At 68.0% G+C, this 19,880-nt stretch carries 17 protein-coding genes; 7 read left to right on the top strand and 10 right to left on the bottom strand.

Annotated features, from left to right (window positions below; translation table 11 throughout):
- Positions 1-9: 9 nt before the first annotated feature.
- Entirely contained in the window at positions 10-945 is a 936-nt protein-coding gene (locus tag ACYCAX_RS04015) for a glutathione S-transferase family protein (RefSeq protein WP_294974102.1), read from the top strand.
- Here the strand turns inward: ACYCAX_RS04015 and ACYCAX_RS04010 are convergent.
- From ACYCAX_RS04010 to ACYCAX_RS04000, 3 genes are all read right to left on the bottom strand, one after another.
- Positions 926-1,852 (bottom strand): DUF4344 domain-containing metallopeptidase, encoded by a 927-nt coding sequence (locus tag ACYCAX_RS04010; RefSeq protein WP_460247466.1) that lies wholly within the window; start codon positions 1,850-1,852, stop codon positions 926-928. The genes ACYCAX_RS04015 and ACYCAX_RS04010 overlap by 20 nt on opposite strands.
- Positions 1,853-2,055: 203 nt before the next feature.
- Positions 2,056-3,063: a nucleoid-associated protein YejK gene (gene yejK, locus ACYCAX_RS04005; protein ID WP_015478548.1), complete on the bottom strand. Its 1,008-nt coding sequence runs from the start codon at positions 3,061-3,063 to the stop codon at positions 2,056-2,058.
- A 115-nt stretch (positions 3,064-3,178) separates the two neighbouring features.
- Positions 3,179-4,540 carry a TAXI family TRAP transporter solute-binding subunit gene (locus ACYCAX_RS04000; RefSeq protein ID WP_460247465.1) on the bottom strand — a complete coding sequence of 454 codons (1,362 nt, stop codon included), beginning with the start codon at positions 4,538-4,540 and terminating at the stop codon, positions 3,179-3,181.
- Positions 4,541-4,672: 132 nt separating this feature from the next.
- Between ACYCAX_RS04000 and sbcD the strand changes: the two genes are divergently transcribed.
- The 4 genes from sbcD to ACYCAX_RS03980 all read left to right on the top strand — a co-directional run bounded on the left by sbcD (position 4,673) and on the right by ACYCAX_RS03980 (position 10,626).
- Positions 4,673-5,899 (top strand): exonuclease subunit SbcD, encoded by a 1,227-nt coding sequence (sbcD, locus tag ACYCAX_RS03995; protein ID WP_294974110.1) that lies wholly within the window; start codon positions 4,673-4,675, stop codon positions 5,897-5,899.
- A complete protein-coding gene (locus ACYCAX_RS03990) occupies positions 5,896-9,345 on the top strand; it encodes an AAA family ATPase (RefSeq protein ID WP_460247464.1) in 3,450 nt (1,149 codons plus the stop codon). The genes sbcD and ACYCAX_RS03990 overlap by 4 nt, the downstream gene beginning before the upstream one ends.
- Positions 9,345-9,803: an aminoglycoside 6'-N-acetyltransferase gene (aac(6'), locus tag ACYCAX_RS03985; protein ID WP_294974116.1), complete on the top strand. Its 459-nt coding sequence runs from the start codon at positions 9,345-9,347 to the stop codon at positions 9,801-9,803. Before ACYCAX_RS03990 ends, aac(6') begins: the two co-directional genes overlap by 1 nt.
- 145 nt (positions 9,804-9,948) lie before the next feature.
- Positions 9,949-10,626, top strand: a complete 678-nt coding sequence (locus tag ACYCAX_RS03980; RefSeq protein ID WP_201765465.1) for a Dps family protein — start codon at positions 9,949-9,951, stop codon at positions 10,624-10,626.
- A 65-nt stretch (positions 10,627-10,691) separates the two neighbouring features.
- On the opposite strand, the gene ACYCAX_RS03975 is transcribed toward ACYCAX_RS03980, so the two are convergent.
- Both ACYCAX_RS03975 and prlC read right to left on the bottom strand, forming a co-directional pair.
- Positions 10,692-10,961: a YheV family putative zinc ribbon protein gene (locus ACYCAX_RS03975; protein WP_015478540.1), complete on the bottom strand. Its 270-nt coding sequence runs from the start codon at positions 10,959-10,961 to the stop codon at positions 10,692-10,694.
- A complete protein-coding gene (gene prlC, locus ACYCAX_RS03970) occupies positions 10,961-13,006 on the bottom strand; it encodes an oligopeptidase A (protein ID WP_460247463.1) in 2,046 nt (681 codons plus the stop codon). Before prlC ends, ACYCAX_RS03975 begins: the two co-directional genes overlap by 1 nt.
- A gap of 76 nt (positions 13,007-13,082) precedes the next feature.
- Between prlC and ACYCAX_RS03965 the strand changes: the two genes are divergently transcribed.
- Both ACYCAX_RS03965 and ACYCAX_RS03960 read left to right on the top strand, forming a co-directional pair.
- Positions 13,083-13,625: a gamma carbonic anhydrase family protein gene (locus tag ACYCAX_RS03965; RefSeq protein WP_460247462.1), complete on the top strand. Its 543-nt coding sequence runs from the start codon at positions 13,083-13,085 to the stop codon at positions 13,623-13,625.
- A gap of 50 nt (positions 13,626-13,675) precedes the next feature.
- Positions 13,676-14,218, top strand: coding sequence for a hydrolase (locus tag ACYCAX_RS03960; protein WP_294974124.1), 543 nt, complete (start codon positions 13,676-13,678; stop codon positions 14,216-14,218).
- A 3-nt stretch (positions 14,219-14,221) separates the two neighbouring features.
- Here the strand turns inward: ACYCAX_RS03960 and rlmF are convergent, their stop codons facing one another.
- The 5 genes from rlmF to ACYCAX_RS03935 form a co-directional block, all read right to left on the bottom strand.
- Positions 14,222-15,232: a 23S rRNA (adenine(1618)-N(6))-methyltransferase RlmF gene (gene rlmF, locus ACYCAX_RS03955; protein ID WP_460247461.1), complete on the bottom strand. Its 1,011-nt coding sequence runs from the start codon at positions 15,230-15,232 to the stop codon at positions 14,222-14,224.
- A 58-nt stretch (positions 15,233-15,290) separates the two neighbouring features.
- Positions 15,291-15,869, bottom strand: a complete 579-nt coding sequence (locus tag ACYCAX_RS03950) for a VTT domain-containing protein (RefSeq protein ID WP_015478535.1) — start codon at positions 15,867-15,869, stop codon at positions 15,291-15,293.
- A 9-nt stretch (positions 15,870-15,878) separates the two neighbouring features.
- The gene (locus ACYCAX_RS03945; RefSeq protein WP_015478534.1) at positions 15,879-16,175 is read right to left on the bottom strand and encodes a winged helix-turn-helix domain-containing protein; all 297 of its coding nucleotides are present in this window, start codon (positions 16,173-16,175) and stop codon (positions 15,879-15,881) included.
- A 34-nt stretch (positions 16,176-16,209) separates the two neighbouring features.
- Positions 16,210-18,039: an SLC13 family permease gene (locus ACYCAX_RS03940; RefSeq protein WP_460247460.1), complete on the bottom strand. Its 1,830-nt coding sequence runs from the start codon at positions 18,037-18,039 to the stop codon at positions 16,210-16,212.
- Between the two features lie 111 nt (positions 18,040-18,150).
- Complete coding sequence (locus ACYCAX_RS03935) at positions 18,151-19,806, bottom strand: thiamine pyrophosphate-binding protein (protein WP_460247459.1); 1,656 nt, start codon at positions 19,804-19,806, stop codon at positions 18,151-18,153.
- Between the last annotated feature and the right edge of the window lie 74 nt (positions 19,807-19,880).

Below are 19,880 nucleotides of genomic sequence, written 5' to 3'. Positions count from 1 at the left end.
GAGCCCGTGATGTCCGAGCTGATCCTGCACCACTACCCGACTTCGCCCTTCGCCGAAAAGGCGCGTCTGCTACTGGGTTTCAAGCAGTTGTCCTGGCGCTCGGTGAGCATCCCGCCGCTGATGCCCAAGCCCGATCTGGTGGCCCTGACCGGTGGCTATCGCCGGACTCCGGTGCTGCAGGTCGGCGCCGACATCTACTGCGACACCGCCCTGATCGCCCGCCGCCTGGAGCAGGAGAAGGCCGTGCCTTCGCTGTTCCCTGAAGGCCAGGAGTTCACCGCCGCCAGCTTCGCCCAGTGGGCGGATACGGTGATCTTCCAGCATGCCGTCAGCCTGGTGTTCCAGCCCGAATCCATCGCGGCGCGCTTCGGCAAGTTGCCGCCGGAGTTCCTCAAGGCCTTCATCGCCGACCGTAGCCAATTGTTCAGCGGCGGCAGCTCGAGCCGCCTGCCGGCCGAGCAGGCCAAACACCAGTGGCCGGTGTTCATGGCCCGTGTCGAACAACAGCTGGCGCGGGAGGAGGGTGACTTCCTGTTCGGCGAGCCGTCGATTGCCGACTTCGCCCTGGCCCACTGCCTGTGGTTCCTCAAGGGCACGCCGGTGACCGCGCCGCTGGTGGATGACTACCCGGCGGCCAGCGCCTGGCTGGGTCGCGTACTGGGCTTCGGCCACGGCGCGCCGAGTGAGATGAGTGCGGAGGAGGCGATTGCGCTGGCCCGCGGCAGCCGGCCCGCCGCATTGCCGGAGGAAGATTTCGTCGATCCCAATGGCTTCGGCGCCGGCCAGCAGGTGGTGATCGCCGCCACCGACTACGGCGTCGATCCGGTGGAAGGCGAGCTGCTGCATGCCGGGCGCGAAAGCCTGGTCCTGCGCCGCGAGGATGCGCGCGCGGGGACCGTCCACGTGCACTTCCCGCGCCTGGGCTTCAGCATCCGCCCGGCCTGAGTCCCAGAGGGCCGGGGCAGCGCCGCGTCACCGGGGTGCGCAGGCGCGGCAGGTTCTCGGCCATCTGCCGGAAATACAGCAGGCGCTCGTAGCAGAGCGCCATTTCCCCGCTGTTGCGGTTGTACCAGGCGTCCGGCGCGCCGCAGCTGAGCAGCTGGAGGGTCAGCGGACGTGGCGGCCGGAGCAGGCTGAAGACCTCGTCCAGCAACCGCTGCAAGTGGTCGCCGTGGCGCAGCAGGGCGACCAGCGGGCCCACGTCGTCGCGGCCCGCTCCCGGCGTCTCGAATGTCAGCCGCAGGGCGGCCCGGTGCTGGATCGAGGCAAGGGGGCGCGCATGGCGAATCCAGTTCAGCGCCTTGCTCGCCTGCTGGAACTCCTGGTCGCAATACAGGGCCCGTTCATAGGGCAGGCCGGTGAGCGGCGGCAGCCAGTCCAGTCGCTTCATGTCGCTGCCGTACAGCAGGCAGGCGATGTTGTAGTAGCGCTGCTCATCCAGCGGATGACTGTCCCAGGCCTGTACCTGTTCCGGCGGCGGCTTGGGCGTCTGCCATTCCAGGCGCCAGTAGTCGGCGATGTCCAGCAGGCGTGCGTCGATCTCGTCCCGGGGCAGCTTCGCATAGAGGCGGAACAGCAGGATGAAGCCGAGCTGGTCGGCGGCGTCCTCCTCGCGGCCGAGCAGCGGCAGGTCGTATTCGGCGATCAGCATGTGCCCCATTTCGTGCATCACGCTGAACTCCGCGTTGGCCAGCACGAAGCGCGCGACGTTGGGCGTGAGCGTGGGGGACGTTGGGTCGGCCAGGGCAAGGTGAGTGCAGATCAATAACAGCAGCGCGAGAGTCGAGCGGTACACCCGGGGACGCCCGGAGAGCGGGACTGCAGCAGCGGTGAGAGGGTGCAAGGCGGACATGGCGGCACCGCGAGCGAGAGGCGCCTGATTTGACTTTAGCAGCGCGTGGCCGCCCGCTCTGGGGTGTTTTGTCGGAAGTTGGCAAGCTCGCTTACGACGAGCGCGCCGTGCTGACCGGTTGCCTGTAGGAGCGAGCTTGCTCGCGAACCGCCTTACATGCACAAAAAAGCCCATCTCGCGATGGGCTTCTTCGTGGCTGGCGATCAGCTTTTGCGCCGCTTGAGCTGGTCATGCAACTGGGTCGGCAGGCCGCGGATGATCAGCATGTCGCGCTCCTCGTCGTACTCGACCTTGCTGCCCAGCAGATGTGCCTCGAAGCTGATCGACAGTCCCTCGGCGCGGCCGGTGAAGCGACGGAACTGGTTGAGGGTGCGCTTGTCCGCCGGGATCTCCGGCGACAGGCCGTAGTCCTTGTTGCGGATGTAGTCGTAGAAGGCGCGCGGCGCCTGGTCGTCCATCAGCTCGGAGAGCGCGTCCAGGGCCATCGGTTCGCCGATCTTGGCCTGGCTGGTGGCGTAGTCCACCAGCACGTCGGTCTTCTCGCGGGCCTGTTCTTCGGGCAGGTCTTCGCTTTCCACGAAGTCGCTGAAGGCCTTGAGCAGGGTGCGGGTCTCGCTCGGGCCGTCGACGCCCTCGGTGCAGCCGATGAAGTCGCGGAAGTAGTCCGAGACCTTCTTGCCGCCCTTGCCCTTGATGAAGGAGATGTACTGCTTGGAGGTCTTGTTGTTGCGCCACTCGGAGATGTTGATCCGCGCCGCCATGTGCAACTGGCCCAGGTCCAGGTGACGCGACGGGGTGACTTCCAGCGACTCGGTCACCGCCACGCCTTCGCTGTGGTGCAGCAGGGCGATGGCCAGGTAGTCGGTCATGCCTTGCTGGTAGTGGCAGAACAGCACATGGCCGCCAGTGGAGAGGTTGGATTCTTCCATCAGCGACTTCAGGTGTTCCACGGCCTGAACGGAGAACGCAACGAAGTCCTTGCCGTTGTCCAGATACTCGCTCAGCCAGCCGCTGAACGGGTAGGCGCCGGACTCGCCCTGGAACAGGCCCCAGGCCTTGTTCGGCTTGGCGTTGTAGCTCTCGTTGAGGTCGGCCATCAGGTTCTCGATGGCCTGGGAGTCGCCCAGCTCGGCTTCGCGCGCGTGCAGCGTCGCGGGGTTGCCGTCGGGCTTCTTGTCGATCAGGTGGACGATGGCGTGGCGAATCGGCATGGTGGACCCGGTTGTTCAGTGCCGGCCGCGCCGCGTGCATCGAAGCGGCGGCGGGGCGGGCGGATTGGAAAACGCCAGAGTTTACCCGACCCGGCGTTCCCGTGCTCGGCACCGCTCAGTCCGAGGCGGCAACCTGCCCGTCCCGCTCACACCGGTTGCGCCGCAACTGGCGCAGGCGGCGGATCACGTAGTTCAGGTGCAGGTGCAGCTCGTACAACTCGTTGTAGTACGACAGCGGCACCTCGACCTTGGCCAGTTCGGCCTCGAGCTGCTCCAGGCGTTCGATTTCCGTGCTCAGCTCGGCGCTGCCGGCGCGTTCGTCCAGGCGCCGGTCGATCTCGCGCAGGTAGCGGTACCAGCGGTAGATGCGCGCGCGGATGCGCCAGCGGTACAGCGGGCCGATGGATTTCATCAGCGGGATCAGGATGGCGATGAAGGGGATCAGCAGGATGATGTAGCGGTCCGCCAGCGAGGCGATGCGGAACGGCAGGAAGCGCTGCAGCAGTGGCGGGCCGCTCTTATAGTAGCGCTCGGCGTCGCCTTGCAGGGCCAGGGTGCGCGGCTCGGCGCTGGGGAAGGCGCCGGCCGGGTCGAGCAGGGTGCCTTTGCTCATCACCCGGCGCGCGGCCTCCAGGATCAGCGGGGTGAGTGCCGGGTGGAAGTTGTCGTTGATCACCAGGGTGGCCACCGGCGACAGCGTGGCCAGGTCCTGCTCCGGGACGTTCTGCGCCAGGTTCAGCAGGCCTTCGCTGACTTCCACACGCGTGAGGAAGGGAATCCGCGCCTCGTAGGCATGGGCGCGGCGGAAGCCGGCCAGCTTCAGTTCGGGGCTGGCCGCCAGACGCTGGATCAAGGGGTTTTCCGCCGGGCCGACGAAGAAGGCCGCGTCCAGCGTGCCGGCCAGCAGTTCATGGGCCACCGCGTTGCCGCCGCGCGCCTGCCAGTTCGCCGGCAGGGGATCGCTGGGGATGTCGTTGGCCTTGAGGATGGCTTCGGTCACCGCCTCGGTGCCGCTGCCCGGCGTGCCGATGGCCAGCCGCAGCGGCAGCAGGTCGGCGACGCGGTCGATCTTCACGTCGCGGCGCTGGAACAGCCACAAGGGCTCCTGGAACATCGCCCCGAGGGTCTGCAGGCCGGTGCGCTGGGCGGGCTCCAGTTGTTGCTCCTGGCCGCTCTGCACCAGCCCGATGTTCACCTCGCTGCCGGTGTCCAGCAGCTTCTCCAGGTTCTGTCTCGACCCCGCGGTCTTGACCAGCTTCAGCTCGAAGCCCTGCGTGGCCAGTTCCTCCTTCAGGCGCTCGCCGAAAACCGCATAACCGCCCCCCGGCGCGCCGGTGGCGAGGGTGGCGCTCATCGGCGGTGGCGGCGCGACGAAGTAGAAGACCGCAGCGACCAGCGCGGCCAGCACCGGCACCAGCCAGAGGTTGGCGCGGACGAGGATGGCGAGGTCCTTGAGCATGTTGACGAGGCGTTGCATGGGGAGTCCTTTTCGCAGCGTGCATTCCTGAAAGATAGCCAGCCTGGGCGGCGGTGGCCGGCGAATCCGCCATCGCGGCGGCGCAACCCGCTATCATCCCAGCCTTTGGATCACGGCTGCGGACGTCACGGTATGCGCATTCTCCACACCTCCGACTGGCACCTGGGCCAGCACTTCATGGGCAAGAGCCGCGAGGCCGAGCATCAGGCGTTCTGCGCCTGGCTGGTCGGGCAGGTGCGCGAGCAGGGCGTGGATGCGGTGATCATCGCCGGCGATGTGTTCGACACCGGCGCGCCGCCCAGTTACGCCCGCGAGCTGTACAACCGCTTCATCGTCGAACTGCGCGATACCGGCGCACGGCTGGTGGTGCTGGGCGGCAACCATGATTCGGTGGCCATGCTGGAGGAGTCCCGCGAGTTGCTGGCGTGCCTGGACACCCAGGTGATCGCCGCCGTCGGCACCGATCTCGACGCGCAGGTGCTGGTGCTGCCGCAGCGCAACGGCGAGCCCGGCGCGATCCTCTGTGCAATTCCCTTCATCCGCCCGCGTGACGTGCTCACCAGCCAGGCCGGACAGAGCGCGCAGGACAAGCAACTGGCGCTGCAACAGGCGATCCAGGCGCATTACCGGCAGTTGTTCGAGCGCGCCGAGGCGCAGCGCGAAGCCCTCGGCAGCCACCTGCCGATCCTCGCCACCGGCCACCTCACCACGGTGGGCGCGAGCGCCAGCGAGTCGGTGCGGGAGATCTACGTCGGCACGCTGGAGGCCTTCCCCACCAGCGCCTTCCCGCCGGCGGACTACATCGCTCTGGGGCACATCCACCGGCCGCAGAAGGTCGGCGGGCTGGAGCACATCCGCTATTGCGGCTCGCCCATCGCGCTGAGTTTCGACGAGGCCGCGCAGAGCAAGCAGGTACTGCTGGTGGACCTGGACGACAGCGGCCTGCGCGGCGTCAGCGCCTTGCCGGTGCCGTGCTTCCAGCCGCTGAAGTCGGTGTCCGGCAGCCTCGCCAGCCTGCCCGTCGAGCTGGCCCGCGTGGCCGCGGAAGGCAGCGCCGAGCAGCCGGTGTGGCTGGAGGTGCTGGTGCACACCGACGACTACCTCAGCGATATCCAGGTGCGCGTCGAGAAGCTTTGCGAAGACCTGCCGGTGGTCGTCCTGCGAACCCGCCGCGAGCGCGGCAACGCACAGGCGGCGCTGTTCAGCGAGGCGAAGGAAACCCTCGACGAACTCAGCCCCGAGGATGTGTTCCGGCAACGCCTGGACGGCGAGGACCTGGAAGCGCCCTTGCGCGAACGCCTGACCGGGTTGTACCGGCAGGTGCTCGGTGAACTGCAAGAGCAGGAGCAGCAGCCATGAGAATCCTCAGCCTGCGCCTGAAGAACCTCAACTCGCTCAAGGGCGAGTGGAAAATCGACTTCACCGCCGAACCCTTCGCCGGCAACGGCCTGTTCGCCATCACCGGCCCCACCGGCGCCGGCAAGACCACGCTGCTCGACGCCATCTGCCTCGCGCTCTACCACCGCACGCCGCGCATGAGCGTGCTGTCACAGAGCGGCAACGAGCTGATGACCCGGCACACCGCCGATTGCCTGGCCGAAGTGGAGTTCGAGGTGAAGGGGCAGCCCTACCGCGCCTTCTGGAGCCAGCGCCGCGCCCGCGACAAGGCCGAGGGCGCGTTGCAGGCGCCGAAGGTGGAGCTGGCGCGCGTCGACCGCGCCAGTGGCGAGGGGGAAATCCTTACCGACAAGATCAGCGACAAGCTCAAGCAGACCGAAGTCCTGACGGGGCTGGACTTCGAACGCTTCACCAAATCCATGCTGCTGGCCCAGGGCGGTTTTGCCGCCTTCCTCGAAGCCAACGCCAACCAGCGCGCGGAATTGCTGGAGGAGCTGACCGGCACGGAAATCTACGGGCTGATCTCGCAGCGCGTCTTCGAGCGCACTCGCGACGTACGCGGCGCGCTCGACCAGTTGCGCGCCCGTGCCGAAGGCGTCGAACTGCTCAGCGGCGAGCAGCGCGAAGCCCTCGAACAGCAGAACCATCAGGCGCTGTTGCAGGAGGCCTCGCTGCAGGGCCGCCAGGTGGCGCTGCAGGCCCAGCGCCGTTGGCGCGAGGAGCTCGGCCGCGCCGAGCAGCAGATGCGGCAGGCCAGCGAGAAGGAAGCTGGCGCCCGCCAGTCCCTCGACGCGGCGCAGCCGGACCTGCAACGCCTGGCCGCCAGCGAGCCCGCCGCGCGCTTGCAGCCGCTGCACCAGGCCTGGCGCGCCAGCCACGACAGCCTGGAGCAGGACCGCGCGGCGCTGGAGGACAACCGCAGCGAGCAGGCCGCCAGCCGTGAACGGATCGCCGAGGCGCTGTGGAGCGCCAGCCAGTTCGCCCGGCAGGTGAGCGATGCCCGTGGTGCGGCGCTGGATGCGCTGGTCGAGCAGCGTCAGGCGCTGGAGGCACGTCTCGCGCAGCAGCCGCAGCGTGCGCGACTGGGCGAACTGCTCGGAGGTTGGCGCGCCCAGTTCGCCCAGCGCGCCCGCCTGATGGCGGCCGGCGTGGAAATCCAGCGTCAGTTCGACCAGGCGCAGCAGGCGTTCAGCGAAGCCGGTGCCCGTCGCGAAGGGCTGCAAGGCGATGCCAGGCTCAGCGAGCAGGCGCTGGGCGAGGCTCGCCAGATCGAGTCCGCCGCCCGGCAGCAACTGGAGTCATTGCTGGCCGGCGCGACCGAAGCGCAACTGCGCGACCGCGCGCAGCAATTGCAGGCGCTGGGTCGTGGCTTCGACCGCCTGGAACAGATCGCCCAGGCACGGGCCCAGGCCGCCGCGCAACTGGCCCGCTGGCAACCGGAACTGCTTGCGCTGCGCCAGCGCAAGGGCGAGCGCGATGGCGCCATCGTCGTCCTGCGCGAGCGCTACAAGGCGACGCAGCAGCAGGTCGCCGACCGGGAAAAGCTCCTGCAGCAGGAGCAGCGCATCCACCAGCTCGAACACTGGCGCGCGCAGTTGCAGCCCGGCGAAGCCTGTCCGCTCTGCGGCTCCTTGCAGCACCCGGCGGTGGAGGCCTACCAGGCACTGGACGTGTCGGCCACCCAGACCGCGCTCGACGAGAGCCGGCGCGCGCTGGCGGAGCTGGAGAGCCAGGGCGTCGCCCTGCGTGGCGAACTGGCCGAACTCGAAGCGCAGCTACAGCAGGGACAACGCCAGCTCGATGAAGCCGAAGCGGCGCTCCGGCAGCAGCAGGACGCCTGGCAGCAACACTGTGCGGCGCAGGGGCTGCAACTGGTCGATGAACAGGCACTGGCCACCGAGCGCCAGCGTCACGAAACGGCGCTGGCCGATCTGCAACGACAACTGACGGCGCTGGAAGAACACAAGGTCCGCCAGCAGGACGCTGTACAGGCGCGGGTTGACGCCGAACGGAAGCACAGCGAGGCGGCGCAGCAGCTGGCGCTCTTCGAGGGCGAGCAGCAGTTCGCCCGGCAGCGCCAGGACGAGCGTACGCAGCAGATCGCCAGCCAGCGTGCCGAGCTGCGACAGCAGGAGGAAACCCTGGCCGCCGCCCTGACGGAACTGGGCTATGACCTGCCGGAAGACGGCGAGCAATGGCTGGCCGAGCGCACCGGGGAGTGGCAGCGCTGGCAGCGGGACCAGCAACTCGGCCAGCAACTGGCTGCCGCCGAGCGCGAGGCGGCGCAGGCCGCAGGCGTGGCGCGGGAGACCGCGCAGCAGTGGCAGCAGCGTTGGCAGGCGGCGGCGTTCGAGGCGCGGAGCGTGGTGCCGCGCGCGGAGGACCCGCAGCAGGCGTTGGCCGAATCCGAGGCGCGCCTGGGCGCCAGCCAACGCCAGGCCGATGCGCTACAGGGCCGAGAACAGTCGCTGCTGGAGCGTCTGCAACAGGATCAGGCTCGCCTGGCGCAAAGCGCGGCGGCCTGGCAGCACGCGCTGGCGCAAAGCCCGTTCGCCGACGAGCCTGCGTACCTCGCTGCGCTGCTGGATGATGCCCAGCGCGCCGAGCTCGGCACCCTCAGGCAGAAGCTGGAAACCGCCATCACCGAGGCCGTGGCCTTGCGTACGGCGGCGTTGAAGGATGTCGAGCGCCTGAACGCCGAGCCGCACGGCGATCTGTCGCTGGATGAGTTGAACCAGCAACTGCTCACCCTCAACGCCGAGCTGCGCGAACTGGGCCAGCGCCAGGGGGAAATCCGCGCGCAGTTGCAGGGCGACGATGCGCGGCGCGCCAGCCAGCAGAGCCTGTTCGAGGCGATCCGCCGGCAGGAGGAGGAACATGACCTCTGGCAGCGCCTGAACAGCCTGATCGGTGCCGCCGACGGTGCGCGCTACCGGCGCTTTGCCCAGGGCCTGACCCTCGATCACCTGGTGCACCTCGCCAACCGCCAGTTGCAGCGCCTGCACGGTCGCTACCAACTGGCGCGGCGCAGCGACGGCGAGCTGGAACTGGAAGTGGTCGATACCTGGCAGGGCGACACCGCCCGCGACTGCAAGACGCTGTCCGGCGGCGAGAGCTTCCTGGTCAGCCTGGCGCTGGCATTGGCACTGTCCGACCTGGTCAGCCACAAGACCAGCATCGACTCGCTGTTCCTCGACGAAGGTTTCGGCACCCTCGATGGTGAGACGCTGGAAGTGGCGCTGGACGCCCTCGACAGCCTCAACGCGACCGGCAAGACCATCGGCGTGATCAGCCACGTCGAAGCGCTCAAGGAGCGCATTCCGGTGCAGCTCAAGGTGCACAAGGGCGTCGGCATGGGCTACAGCCAGCTCGACGCATGCTTCCGCTTCACCCCGGGGAACGGTTGATGGACAGGCTGCGGGTACGACAGGCGACAACGGCCGATCTCGACGATTGGATCGAGCTGCGCCTGCGGCTCTGGCCGGGGGATCACGAGGCGGAATTTCGCGATGAGGCGCGGGATATCCTCGGGCATCCGCAGCGCTACTGCGCGTTCCTCGCCCGCGATGCCGCAGGCGAGGCGCTGGGGCTGGCCGAGGCGGCGGTGCGCAACGATTACGTCAACGGTACTGAGGGTACGCCGGTGCTGTTCCTCGAAGGCATCTACGTTGCCGAGTCGGCGCGCCGGCAGGGTGTCGCACGCGCCCTGGTGCGTGCCGTACAGGTCTGGGGCGTTGCGCGGGGCTGTCGGGATTTCGCCTCCGATGCGGCGCTCGACAATCACGCCAGCCATGCCCTGCATCGCGCGCTGGGCTTCGTCGAAACCGAGCGCGTGGTGTATTTCCGCAAGCCGCTGCGCGACTGATCCGAGTCAAGAGGAACGCTCGGCGCCGGTTGATGTCGACTTGCAATCGACGGTGAGCGAGATAGGCTCAAGACCGCTGAGTCAGCCCTATCCCGAACGGGAGGGCATCCACAGGTATCGTGATCTTTCGTAGAGGTGATTTGTGATGAAGAAATCCGCATCGGCTCCGAAGAAACCTGCGGCGGCAAAACCCGCCGCTACGAAGCCGGCAGCGAAGGCGGCCGCCAAACCTGCAGCCAAGACAGCCGCCAAACCGGCCGCCAAGGCCGCCGCCAGCAAACCCGCCGCCAAGCCGGCCGCAGCGAAACCCGCGGTGCGCCGCGCACCGGCCCTGGCCACGCCTTCTGACCTGAGCAAGAACGCCACCCGCGATCTTTCCGCCGCGCTCAACCGCCTGCTCGCCGACGTCTTCGCCCTCTATCTGAAGACCAAGAACTTCCACTGGCATGTCAGCGGTCCGCACTTCCGCGACTACCACCTGCTGCTGGACGAGCATGCCACGGAAATCTTCGCGATGACCGACGCCATCGCCGAGCGCACCCGCAAGATCGGTGGCAACACCATCCGCTCCATCGGCCACATCGCCCGCGACAAGCGTATCCTCGACAACGACGCCGAGTTCGTGCAGCCGCTGGACATGCTGGCCGAGCTGCAGGAGGACAACAAGGCGCTGACCTCCTACATGCGCGAAGTACACGACCTGTGCGACGAGTACCATGACATCGCCACGGCCAGCCTGATCGAGAACTGGATCGACGAAACCGAGCAGCGCACCTGGTTCCTCTTCGAGACCAGCCGCCGTGGTGACGGTACCGGGCACTGATCCTCGGCGCGTGAAAAAGCCGTTTCTCCCAGGAGAGAAACGGCTTTCTTATTGGCGGCGTGGACTTACTCGTCCGGCTTCTTCAGCTTCGGGTTGGGGAAGAACTGCACGTTCTGCACCTTCGGATCGGCGGGCTTCTTCAGGCCGCTGACGTTGACCCGGGTGGTCAGCTCCTTCGGTACCGACTGGCCCTGGGCGTTGAGCGTGTCGGCATAGCCGCAGGCCACGCATTCGCGATGTGGCACGCCGTCGACGTCCCACATGACGATCTTGTCCTGCTCGCTGCAGGCCGGGCAGACGGCCCCGGCGATGAAGCGCTTCTTCACCTCGCTCATCACGCAGCCTCCTCGGTGAGGCCGGAGTGACGCAGCAGGGCGTCGATGGACGGCTCGCGGCCGCGGAAGGCCACGAACAGCGCCATCGGCTCCTGGGAGCCGCCCTTGGCCAGGATCGCCTCGCGGAAGGCCGCGCCGGTCGCCGGGTTCAGCACACCTTCTTCCTCGAAGCGGGAGAACGCGTCGGCGGACAGCACTTCGGCCCACTTGTAGCTGTAGTAACCGGCCGCGTAACCGCCGGCGAAGATGTGCGCGAAGCTGTTGGCGAAGCGGTTGTACGCCGGCGGGCGCATTACCGCGACTTCAGTGCGGATCGCCTCGATCACCTCGAGCACGCTGCGGCCGTCGCCGTGGGTGGCGTGCAGCTCGAAGTCGAACAGGGAGAACTCCAGCTGGCGGACCATCATCAGGCCGGACTGGAAGTTCTTCGCGGCGAGCATCTTCTCCAGCAGGTCCTGGGGCAGCGGTGCGCCGGTTTCGTAATGACCGGAAATCAGCGCCAGGCCTTCGGGCTCCCAGCACCAGTTCTCCATGAACTGGCTCGGCAGCTCCACCGCGTCCCAGGCCACGCCGTTGATGCCCGAGGCACCGGCGTGTTCGACGCGGGTCAGCAGGTGGTGCAGGCCGTGGCCGAATTCGTGGAACAGGGTGGTGACTTCATCGTGGGTCAGCAGCGCCGGCTTGCCGCCGACCGCAGGGGTGAAGTTGCACACCAGATAAGCCACCGGCGATTGCAGCTCGCCTTCGGCGGTGCGGCGACGGTCGCGGGCGCCGTCCATCCAGGCGCCGCCACGCTTGTTGGCGCGGGCGTAGAGGTCGAAGTAGAAGCGGCCGACGTGCTGGCCGTTTTCCTCGATCTCGAACAGGCGCACGTCCGGGTGCCAGCGCTCGAAGTCGTTCAGCTCGCGGATCTGGATGCCATAGAGCTTCTGCACGATGGCGAACAGGCCGGAGAGCACCTTGTCCACCGGGAAGTAGGCGCGCAGGGCTTCCTGGGACACGCTGTAGCGCGCCTCGCGCAGCTTCTCGCCGAAGTAGCTGGCGTCCCAGCTGGCGAGGTTCGGGCAGCCCTGTTCGGCGGCGTAGGCCTTGAGCTGCTCAAGATCCTGGGCGGCGAAGGGCTTGCTGCGCACGGCCAGGTCGCGGAGGAAGTGCAGGACCTGCTCGGGGGTCTCGGCCATCTTGGTGGCCAGGGACAGCTCGGCGAAGTTCGCAAAGCCCAGCAGGCGCGACAGTTCCTGGCGCAGGTCGAGGATTTCCTGCATCACCGGGCCGTTGTCGTTCTGCCCGGCGTTCGGACCCTGGTCGGAGGCGCGGGTGCAGTACGCGGCGTAGACCTCTTCGCGCAGGGCGCGGTCTTCGGCGTAGGTCATCACCGCGTAGTAGCTGGGGAATTCCAGGCTGATCAGCCAGCCGTCCAGCTCCTTGGCCTGGGCGGCCTGCTGCATCTGCGCCTTGGCCGAGTCGGTCAGGCCGGCCAGCGAGGCTTCGTCGGTGACGTGCTTGGTCCAGGCCTGGGTGGCGTCCAGCAACTGGTTGGAGAAGCGGCTGCCCAGCTCGGACAGGCGCGTCTGGATTTCGGCGTAGCGCTGCTGCTGCTCGGCCGGCAGGTCGATACCCGACAGGCGGAAGTCGCGCAGGGCGTGTTCGAGGATGGTCTTCTGGGCGACGTCGAAGTCCTTCGACTCGGCACTGGCGGCCAGCGACTCGTAGGCCTTGAATAGCTCGCGGTTCTGGCCCAGTTCGGTCCAGTAGGCGGACAGCAGCGGCAGGCAGCCTTCGTAGGCCTCGCGCAGTTCGGCGCTGTTGCACACCGCGTTGAGGTGGCTGACCGGGCTCCAGGCCTTGCCCAGGCGATCATGCAGTTCGTCCATGCTGAGCACCAGGCCGGCCCAGGTCGGGGTGCCGTTCTGCTGGGCGAGGATGCGCGCGATGGCGGCGCGGTTGTCGGCGAGGATCTGCTCGATGGCCGGCTTCACGTGCTCGGGGCGAATGGAGGAGAAGGGCGGCAGGTCGTAGCTCTGCAGAAGGGGATTCGCGCTCACGGTGGCACCTTGGTTGAAGAAACACTCGGCCATCTTAAATACAATCGGCCGTATTCGCAGCCAGAGAGACTCTATCGTGACTATTCGTTCGTATCAGGGCAAAACGCCAGCGCTCGGCGAGCGCGTGTTCGTCGACGCCAGCGCCGTGGTCATCGGCGACGTGGAGATTGGCGCGGACAGCTCGATCTGGCCACTGGTCACCATTCGCGGCGACATGCACCGCATCCGCATCGGTGCGCGCACCAGCGTGCAGGACGGCAGCGTGCTGCACATCACCCACGCCGGCCCCTTCAACCCGGACGGTTTCCCGCTGACCATCGACGACGACGTGACCATCGGCCACAAGGTGCTGCTGCACGGCTGCACCATCGGCAGCCGCATCCTGGTGGGCATGGGCTCGATCGTGATGGACGGCGCGGTGATCGAGGACGAAGTGATCCTCGGCGCCGGCAGCCTGGTGCCGCCGGGCAAGGTGCTGGAGAGCGGTTACCTCTACGTCGGCAGCCCGGTGAAGAAGGGCCGCCCGCTGACCGACAAGGAGCGCGCATTCTTCACCTACAGCGCCGGCAACTATGTGAAGCTCAAGGACCAGCACATCGCCGAAGGCTATGCCGGCTGAACCCTCGGCCAGCCAGTGACCACCGCGCGCCCACCACAGGAGAGCCCGCCATGCTGTTACGCGCCCAGACGTCCACCCTGTTGATCATCGATATCCAGGAGCGCCTGTTCCCGGCTATCCACGAGGCCGAGTCGGTGCTCGAACACAGTGCCTGGCTGCTGGCGGTCGCGCAGCGCCTGGGCGTGCCGGCGCTGACCACCGAGCAGTATCCCAAGGGCCTGGGCCCGACCCTGCCCGCGCTGCGCGATGCGCTGCCGGCGGAGGCGCTGCTGGAGAAGATCGCTTTTTCCGCCGTGGCCGATCCCGGCCTGTTGCAGATGCCCGGTGGCGAGCGCCGGCAGTTCGTGGTGTGCGGCACCGAGGCGCATGTCTGCGTGCTGCAGACGGTGCTGGGCCTGCTGGCCGATGACCGCGAGGTATTCGTGGTGGACGAGGCGGTCGGTTCGCGCCACCCACGGGACAAGGCGCTGGCGCTGGAACGCATGCGTCAGGCCGGGGCGATGATCGTCTCGCGGGAGATGGTCGCCTTCGAGTGGATGGAGCGCGCCGGCACGGAAGTCTTCCGGGAGATCAGCAAGCAGTTCATCCGCTGAGCGTCATTTCCACAGCGTGCGCCACTTCGCGCGCTGCTCCGGCTCCTGGAAGGTCCAGGCGACGAAGCGGCTCTGCTTCTGGCCCTGGGCCATGTCCACGCTGCGCACGGTGACCGCGCCGGCCTTTTTCAGGGCGCGGCGGAACTCGTCTAGATTGCCGGCCTTGGATACCAGCGAGCTGAACCACAGCACTTGCTGGCCCACTTCCGCGCTTTCCGCCGCCAGCTTGCGCAGGAAGGCGATCTCGCCGCCTTCGCACCACAGCTCGTTGCTCTGCCCGCCGAAGTTCAGCGTGGGCAGCTTGCGCGACGGGTCGAGCTTGCCGAGGTTCTTCCACTTGCGCCGGCTGCCGCTGCTGGCCTCCTCCGACGAGGCGTGGAAGGGGGGGTTGCACAGGGTGGCGTCGAAGCGTTCATCGGCGCCCAGCAGGCCGTGGAAGATGTGCTTCGCATCGTGCTGCTGGCGCAGTTCGATGGCCTCGTTCAGGCCCGGATTGCCGTTCAGGATGGCGTGGGCGGAGGCCAGGGCGGCGGGCTCGATGTCCGAGCCGAGGAAACGCCAGCCGTAGTCGCGGTGGCCGATCAGCGGATAGATGCAGTTGGCGCCAACACCGATGTCCAGCACGCGCACCCGTGGGCCGCGCGGAATGCTGCCGGCGTTTTCCTCGGCGAGCAGGTCGGCGAGGTAGTGCACGTAGTCGGCGCGGCCGGGGATCGGCGGGCAGAGGAAGCCGGCGGGAATGTCCCACTGGCCGATGCCGTACTGCGCCTTGAGCAGCGCACGGTTGAACACGCGTACCGCCTCGGGATTGGCGAAGTCGATGCTCGGCTTGCCGTAGGGATTGGTGATGAGGAAGCGGCCGAGCTCGGGGCAGCCCTCGATCAGTGCCGGGAAGTCGTAGTGGCCCTGGTGCCGGTTGCGCGGGTGCAGCAGGTTTGGCCGCTTGGCGGCAGGGTCGCGCAGGGGGATGGCGGATTTCGAGGGCGCGGCGGGACGTTTCGGCGGTTTCGACATGGCAGTGGCGGGGCTGGGAAGCGGTGGGCGATTTTCCCACAGTTGCGCGCCGTGCGCCTCAGCCGAGCAGCACGTCACCCAGGCGGTCGAACAGCAGGCAGCACAGCAGCAGGGGAATCGGCAGTCCGAACAGGGTGCCGAGCATGTAGGGCGCAAAGCCGATACCCGAGAGCGCCAGGCTGTAGTTCAGCGTCGGCGAGGTGAGGAAGGCGTGGCGCAGGAGGAACACGCTGCTGGCCGGGCGCTGGTCGAGATGACTGAATATCGCGCGGGTGACCCGGTTGTTCAGCAGGCGCAGGCCGTTGCCGCCCACTGCGCGTATCACCAGGAAGGTGAAGCCGCAGGAGAGCACTGCCGCACAGTAGGTGATCAGCCCACCCCACAGCTTGCCCAGCGCCAGCACGGCGGCGGCGAGGAACAGCAGGCCGGGGATGTGCAGCAGGTTGCCCAGGGCGAACAACCCGACGAACAGCAGCAGGCCACGCAGGCGATTGTCCTGCAGTTCGCTGCGCAGGTAATCGAGGCTGAAATCCTCATGCAGGCCGCTGGCGCGATAGAGCGCGAGCAGCACCAGGGCGAATGCCAGCAGCAGGATCAGTCGGCGAAAGCGCCAGATGACGGGTGGGACGGGAAGCATGGCGGCGGCTCAGGGGTACTGCAGGACATCCTTGATCTGCGCCAGGTGCTGGGCGATCCAGCGCGGATCGATGGCGCCCCAGTCGCGGATGCGGTAGTGCCCGGCGTTGTTGCGCTCGCCGTCGTGCTGCTCGAAGGCGCAGTCGATGTCCAGGTCGGCCAGCGCGGCCAGGGTGTCCTGGGCGGTGCGGCGGGGCATGCCGGTGACCTCCATCAGCGCCGGCACGCTGGTGGCGGTGCCGCTGTCGATCAGCCAGGCGACATAGAGTCGGCGGTAGAAACTGCTTTTGGTCTTGCTCACTTCCATCGAGACGTTTCCTTGGTGATCTTGTAGTGGCCGGCTACAGCGGCAGCAGCCAGGGTACCAGCAGAACGCTGACGATCATCACCAGAATCGTGAAGGGTACGCCAACCTTGACGAAATCTCCGAAGCGATAGCGTCCGGGGCCGAGTACCAGGGTGTTCACCGGCGAGGAGATCGGCGTCATGAACGCGGCCGAAGCGGCCAGCGCGACGATCATGGCGAACGCCTGGGGCGAGGCGCCGAGGGCTTTCGCCGTGGCGATGGCGACCGGCGCCATGAGCACGGCGGTGGCGGTGTTGGAGATGAACAGGCCGATCAGCGCGGTGAGCACGAACAGGCTGGCGAGGATCGCATAGTGACCGGCGCCGCCGAGCGCGCCGACCAGGCCGTTGACCGCCAGGTCGATGCCGCCGGTCTTCTGCAGGGCGAGGGCGAAGGGCAGCATGCCGACGATCAGCAGCAGGCTCTGCCAGTGGATCGAGCGGTAGGCGCTGTCCATGTCGATGCAGCGGAACGCGCCCATCAGCAGGCAGCCGATCAGCGCCGCCATGACGTTGGGCACCAGGCCGCTGACCATCAGGATCACCATCACCGCCAGGCTGAACAGCGCGTGGGGCGCCTGGCTGGCGGCGGGGGCGGCTTCGTCCACCTCGGCGGGCAGGCTGAGCACCAGGAAGTCGCGCCCGCGCGCCTGCAGCTGGCGGATGTCCTTCCAGGCGCCGATCACCAGCAGGGTATCGCCGACCTTCAGCTTGGCCTCCAGCAGGCCGTCCACCAGTGCCTCTCGGTTGCGCCGCAGGCCGACCACGTTGAGGCCGAACTGGCTGCGGAACTCCAGCTCCAGCACGCTTTTGCCGAGCAGGGTGGATTCCGGCGGCAGCGTCACTTCGGCCATCCCCACTTCGTGGGCGCGCTCGGTGAAGTAGTCGCCCTGCAGGCTCAGCGGTTCCAGGCCGTATTCGTGGTACAGGCCCAACAGGTCGCCGCGCTCGCCATAGATGTCCACCAGCAGCACGTCGCCGGCATGCAGGGTGATGTTGGCGCTGGGGCCGAAGATCTTCAGGCGGAAGTGCACCATGCGTTCGATGGCCACCACGTTGGTGCCGGCGCGGGCGCGCAGCTCCATGTCGCCCAGGCTCATGCCCACCAGTTGCGAATCGGCGCGGATGCGCAGGCGGCGCTCGCGGCCGGCCAACTGGTAGTCGCGGATCAGGTCGCCCAGGGTGCGGCGCTTGAGGTTCTGCCTGGCGTCGCTGGCGTCGTCGCCCAGCCAGCGGCGCGCCACCAGCATGTAGCCGATGCCCAGGACCAGGACCACCAGGCCGAAGGGCGTGAAGCTGAAGAAGCCGAACCCCTCCGAACCCTCGCGCACCAGTTCGCTGTGCACCACCACGTTGGGCGCGGTGGCGACCAGGGTGAGCATGCCGCTGATCAGCCCGGCGAAGCTCAACGGCATCATCAGCCGGCGCGGCGACACGTGCAGGCGCGCGGCGATGCTCAGCACCACGGGAATGAAGATGGCGACCACCCCGGTGGAGCTCATCACCGAGCCGAGCCCGGCCACGGCGAGCATCAGCAGCACCAGCAGGCGCGTCTCGCTGGCGCCGGCCCGGCGCGTCAGCCATTCGCCGATGCGGTAGGCCACGCCGGTGCGTACCAGCCCCTCGCCGATGACGAACAGCGCGGCGATCAGGATGACGTTGGGATCGGCGAAGCCGGCCAGCGACTCCTGCACGCTGATCACCCCGGAGAGGGGCAGGGCGACCATCACCAGCAGGGCGACCACGTCCATCCGCGGACGGTTGATGACGAACAGCGCCACGGCGGTGGCGAGCAGGAACAGGACCCAGATCAGTGGCAGACTCATGCGCTTCCCTTGCGGATTTCCGGCGCCATTGTGCCCGCTGGCGCGGGCGCAATGCCTTGACCCGGTGCAGCTTAGCGAAGCCTGGGACCTGCGTATGCCAGGATTGCGCCGTCAGGGCAGGCGCGCGGCCGGAGTGATCTGCCGGGGATCGGTACGCAGCTCGATCAGCGCCGGCTTGCCGCTGGCCTGGGCGCGCTGGAACGCGGCGGCGAAATCCTCGCTGCGTTCGACCCGTTCGCCGTGGGCGCCGAAGGCCTGGGCGAGGGCGACGAAATCCGGGTTGCGCAGTGCGGTGGCGCTGATGCGGCCGGGGTACTCGCGCTCCTGGTGCATGCGGATGGTGCCGAGCATGCCGTTGTTGACCACGATGACGGTCAGCGGCGCGCCGTACTGCACGGCGGTGGCCAGCTCCTGCGGGTACATCATGAAGCAGCCGTCGCCGGCGAAGCACACCACGCTGCGCTGCGGGTCGCGCAGCTTGGCGGCGATGGCCGCGGGGAAGCCGTAGCCCATCGCGCCGTTGGTGGGTGCCAGTTGGCTGCGCGGGGAGCGGTAGCGGTAGAAGCGGTGGACCCAGACGGCGTAGTTGCCGGCGCCGTTGCTGATCACGGCGTCGTCCGGCAGCGTTTCGTTCAGGTACTGGACGACCTGGGTGAGGTCCACGCCCTGTGGCGGTTCTGTGTTCTGCGGCGGGGTGATGTAGCTGAGGTAATCGGCGCGGGCTGAAGCGGTCCATTCGGCCCAAGGCGTCTCGGCGAGGGGAGCGAGACCGGCGAGGGCGGCGGCGATCTCCGGCATGCCGGCCTGGATGCACTGGTCCGCCTGGTAGACGCGGCCCAGCTCGCTGGCGTCGGGGTAGACGTGGATCATTTCCTGCAGCGGGCGCGGGCTCTGGATCAGGGTATAGCCGGCGCTGGGCGTTTCGCTCAGGCGTGAGCCGAGCACCAGCAGCAGGTCGGCTTCCTGCACGCGCGCCGTGAGCTTGGGCGAGGCGCCGAAGCCGAGCTGGCCGGCGTATTGCTCGTCGCGGTTGTCGATCAGGTCCTGGCGGCGGAACGAGGCCAGCAGCGGCAGCCTGTTGGCGCGGGCGAAGGCGCGTACCTGCTCGCAGGCCTCCTGTGTCCAGCCGGTGCCGCCGACGATCAGCAGCGGACGCCGGGCCTGACTCAGGCGTTCGCGCAGTTCGGCCAGGGCGTTGGCGCAGGGAGCCGCACGAGTGATCGGCGTCGGTGCCACATCGGCGACCTGCGCGGAGCCGAACAGCACTTCCTCCGGCAACCCGATCACCACCGGGCCGGGCCGCCCGGACTGGGCGACGCGGAAGGCGCGGGCGACGATCTCCGGGAGGCGGCGGATGTCGTCGACTTCGGTGGCCCACTTGGCCAGGCCGCCGAACATCTGCCGGTAGTCCACTTCCTGGAAGGCCTCGCGGCCCTTGAAGGCGCTTTCCACCTGGCCGATGAAGAGGATCATCGGCGTCGAGTCCTGCATCGCCGTGTGCACGCCGTTGGCCGCGTGGGTCGCGCCCGGCCCGCGGGTGACGAAGCAGATGCCGGGGCGGCCGGTGAGCTTGCCGTAGGCGTCGGCCATGTTCGAGGCGGCGCCTTCGTGGCGGGTGACGATGGTCTGGATGCCGGCGGCGTCGTACAGCGCGTCGAGCACCGGCAGGTAGCTTTCGCCGGGGATGCAGTAGACGGTATCCGCCGCGTGGCGCAGCAGGGCATCGACGAGGATCTGGCCGCCGTTGCGGGCCGGGGTATCGGACATGGGCGTCGGGTTCCTGGAGGGGCAGGGGTGCGCTGATCTTCGAACAACTGCCACGACGATCCAAGCGAGCATTC

The sequence above is a fragment of the Pseudomonas sp. MT3 genome (assembly GCF_054720805.1).
The sequence above is the reverse complement of the archived record's forward strand: the minus strand, read 5'-3'. Positions and strand labels throughout refer to the sequence as shown.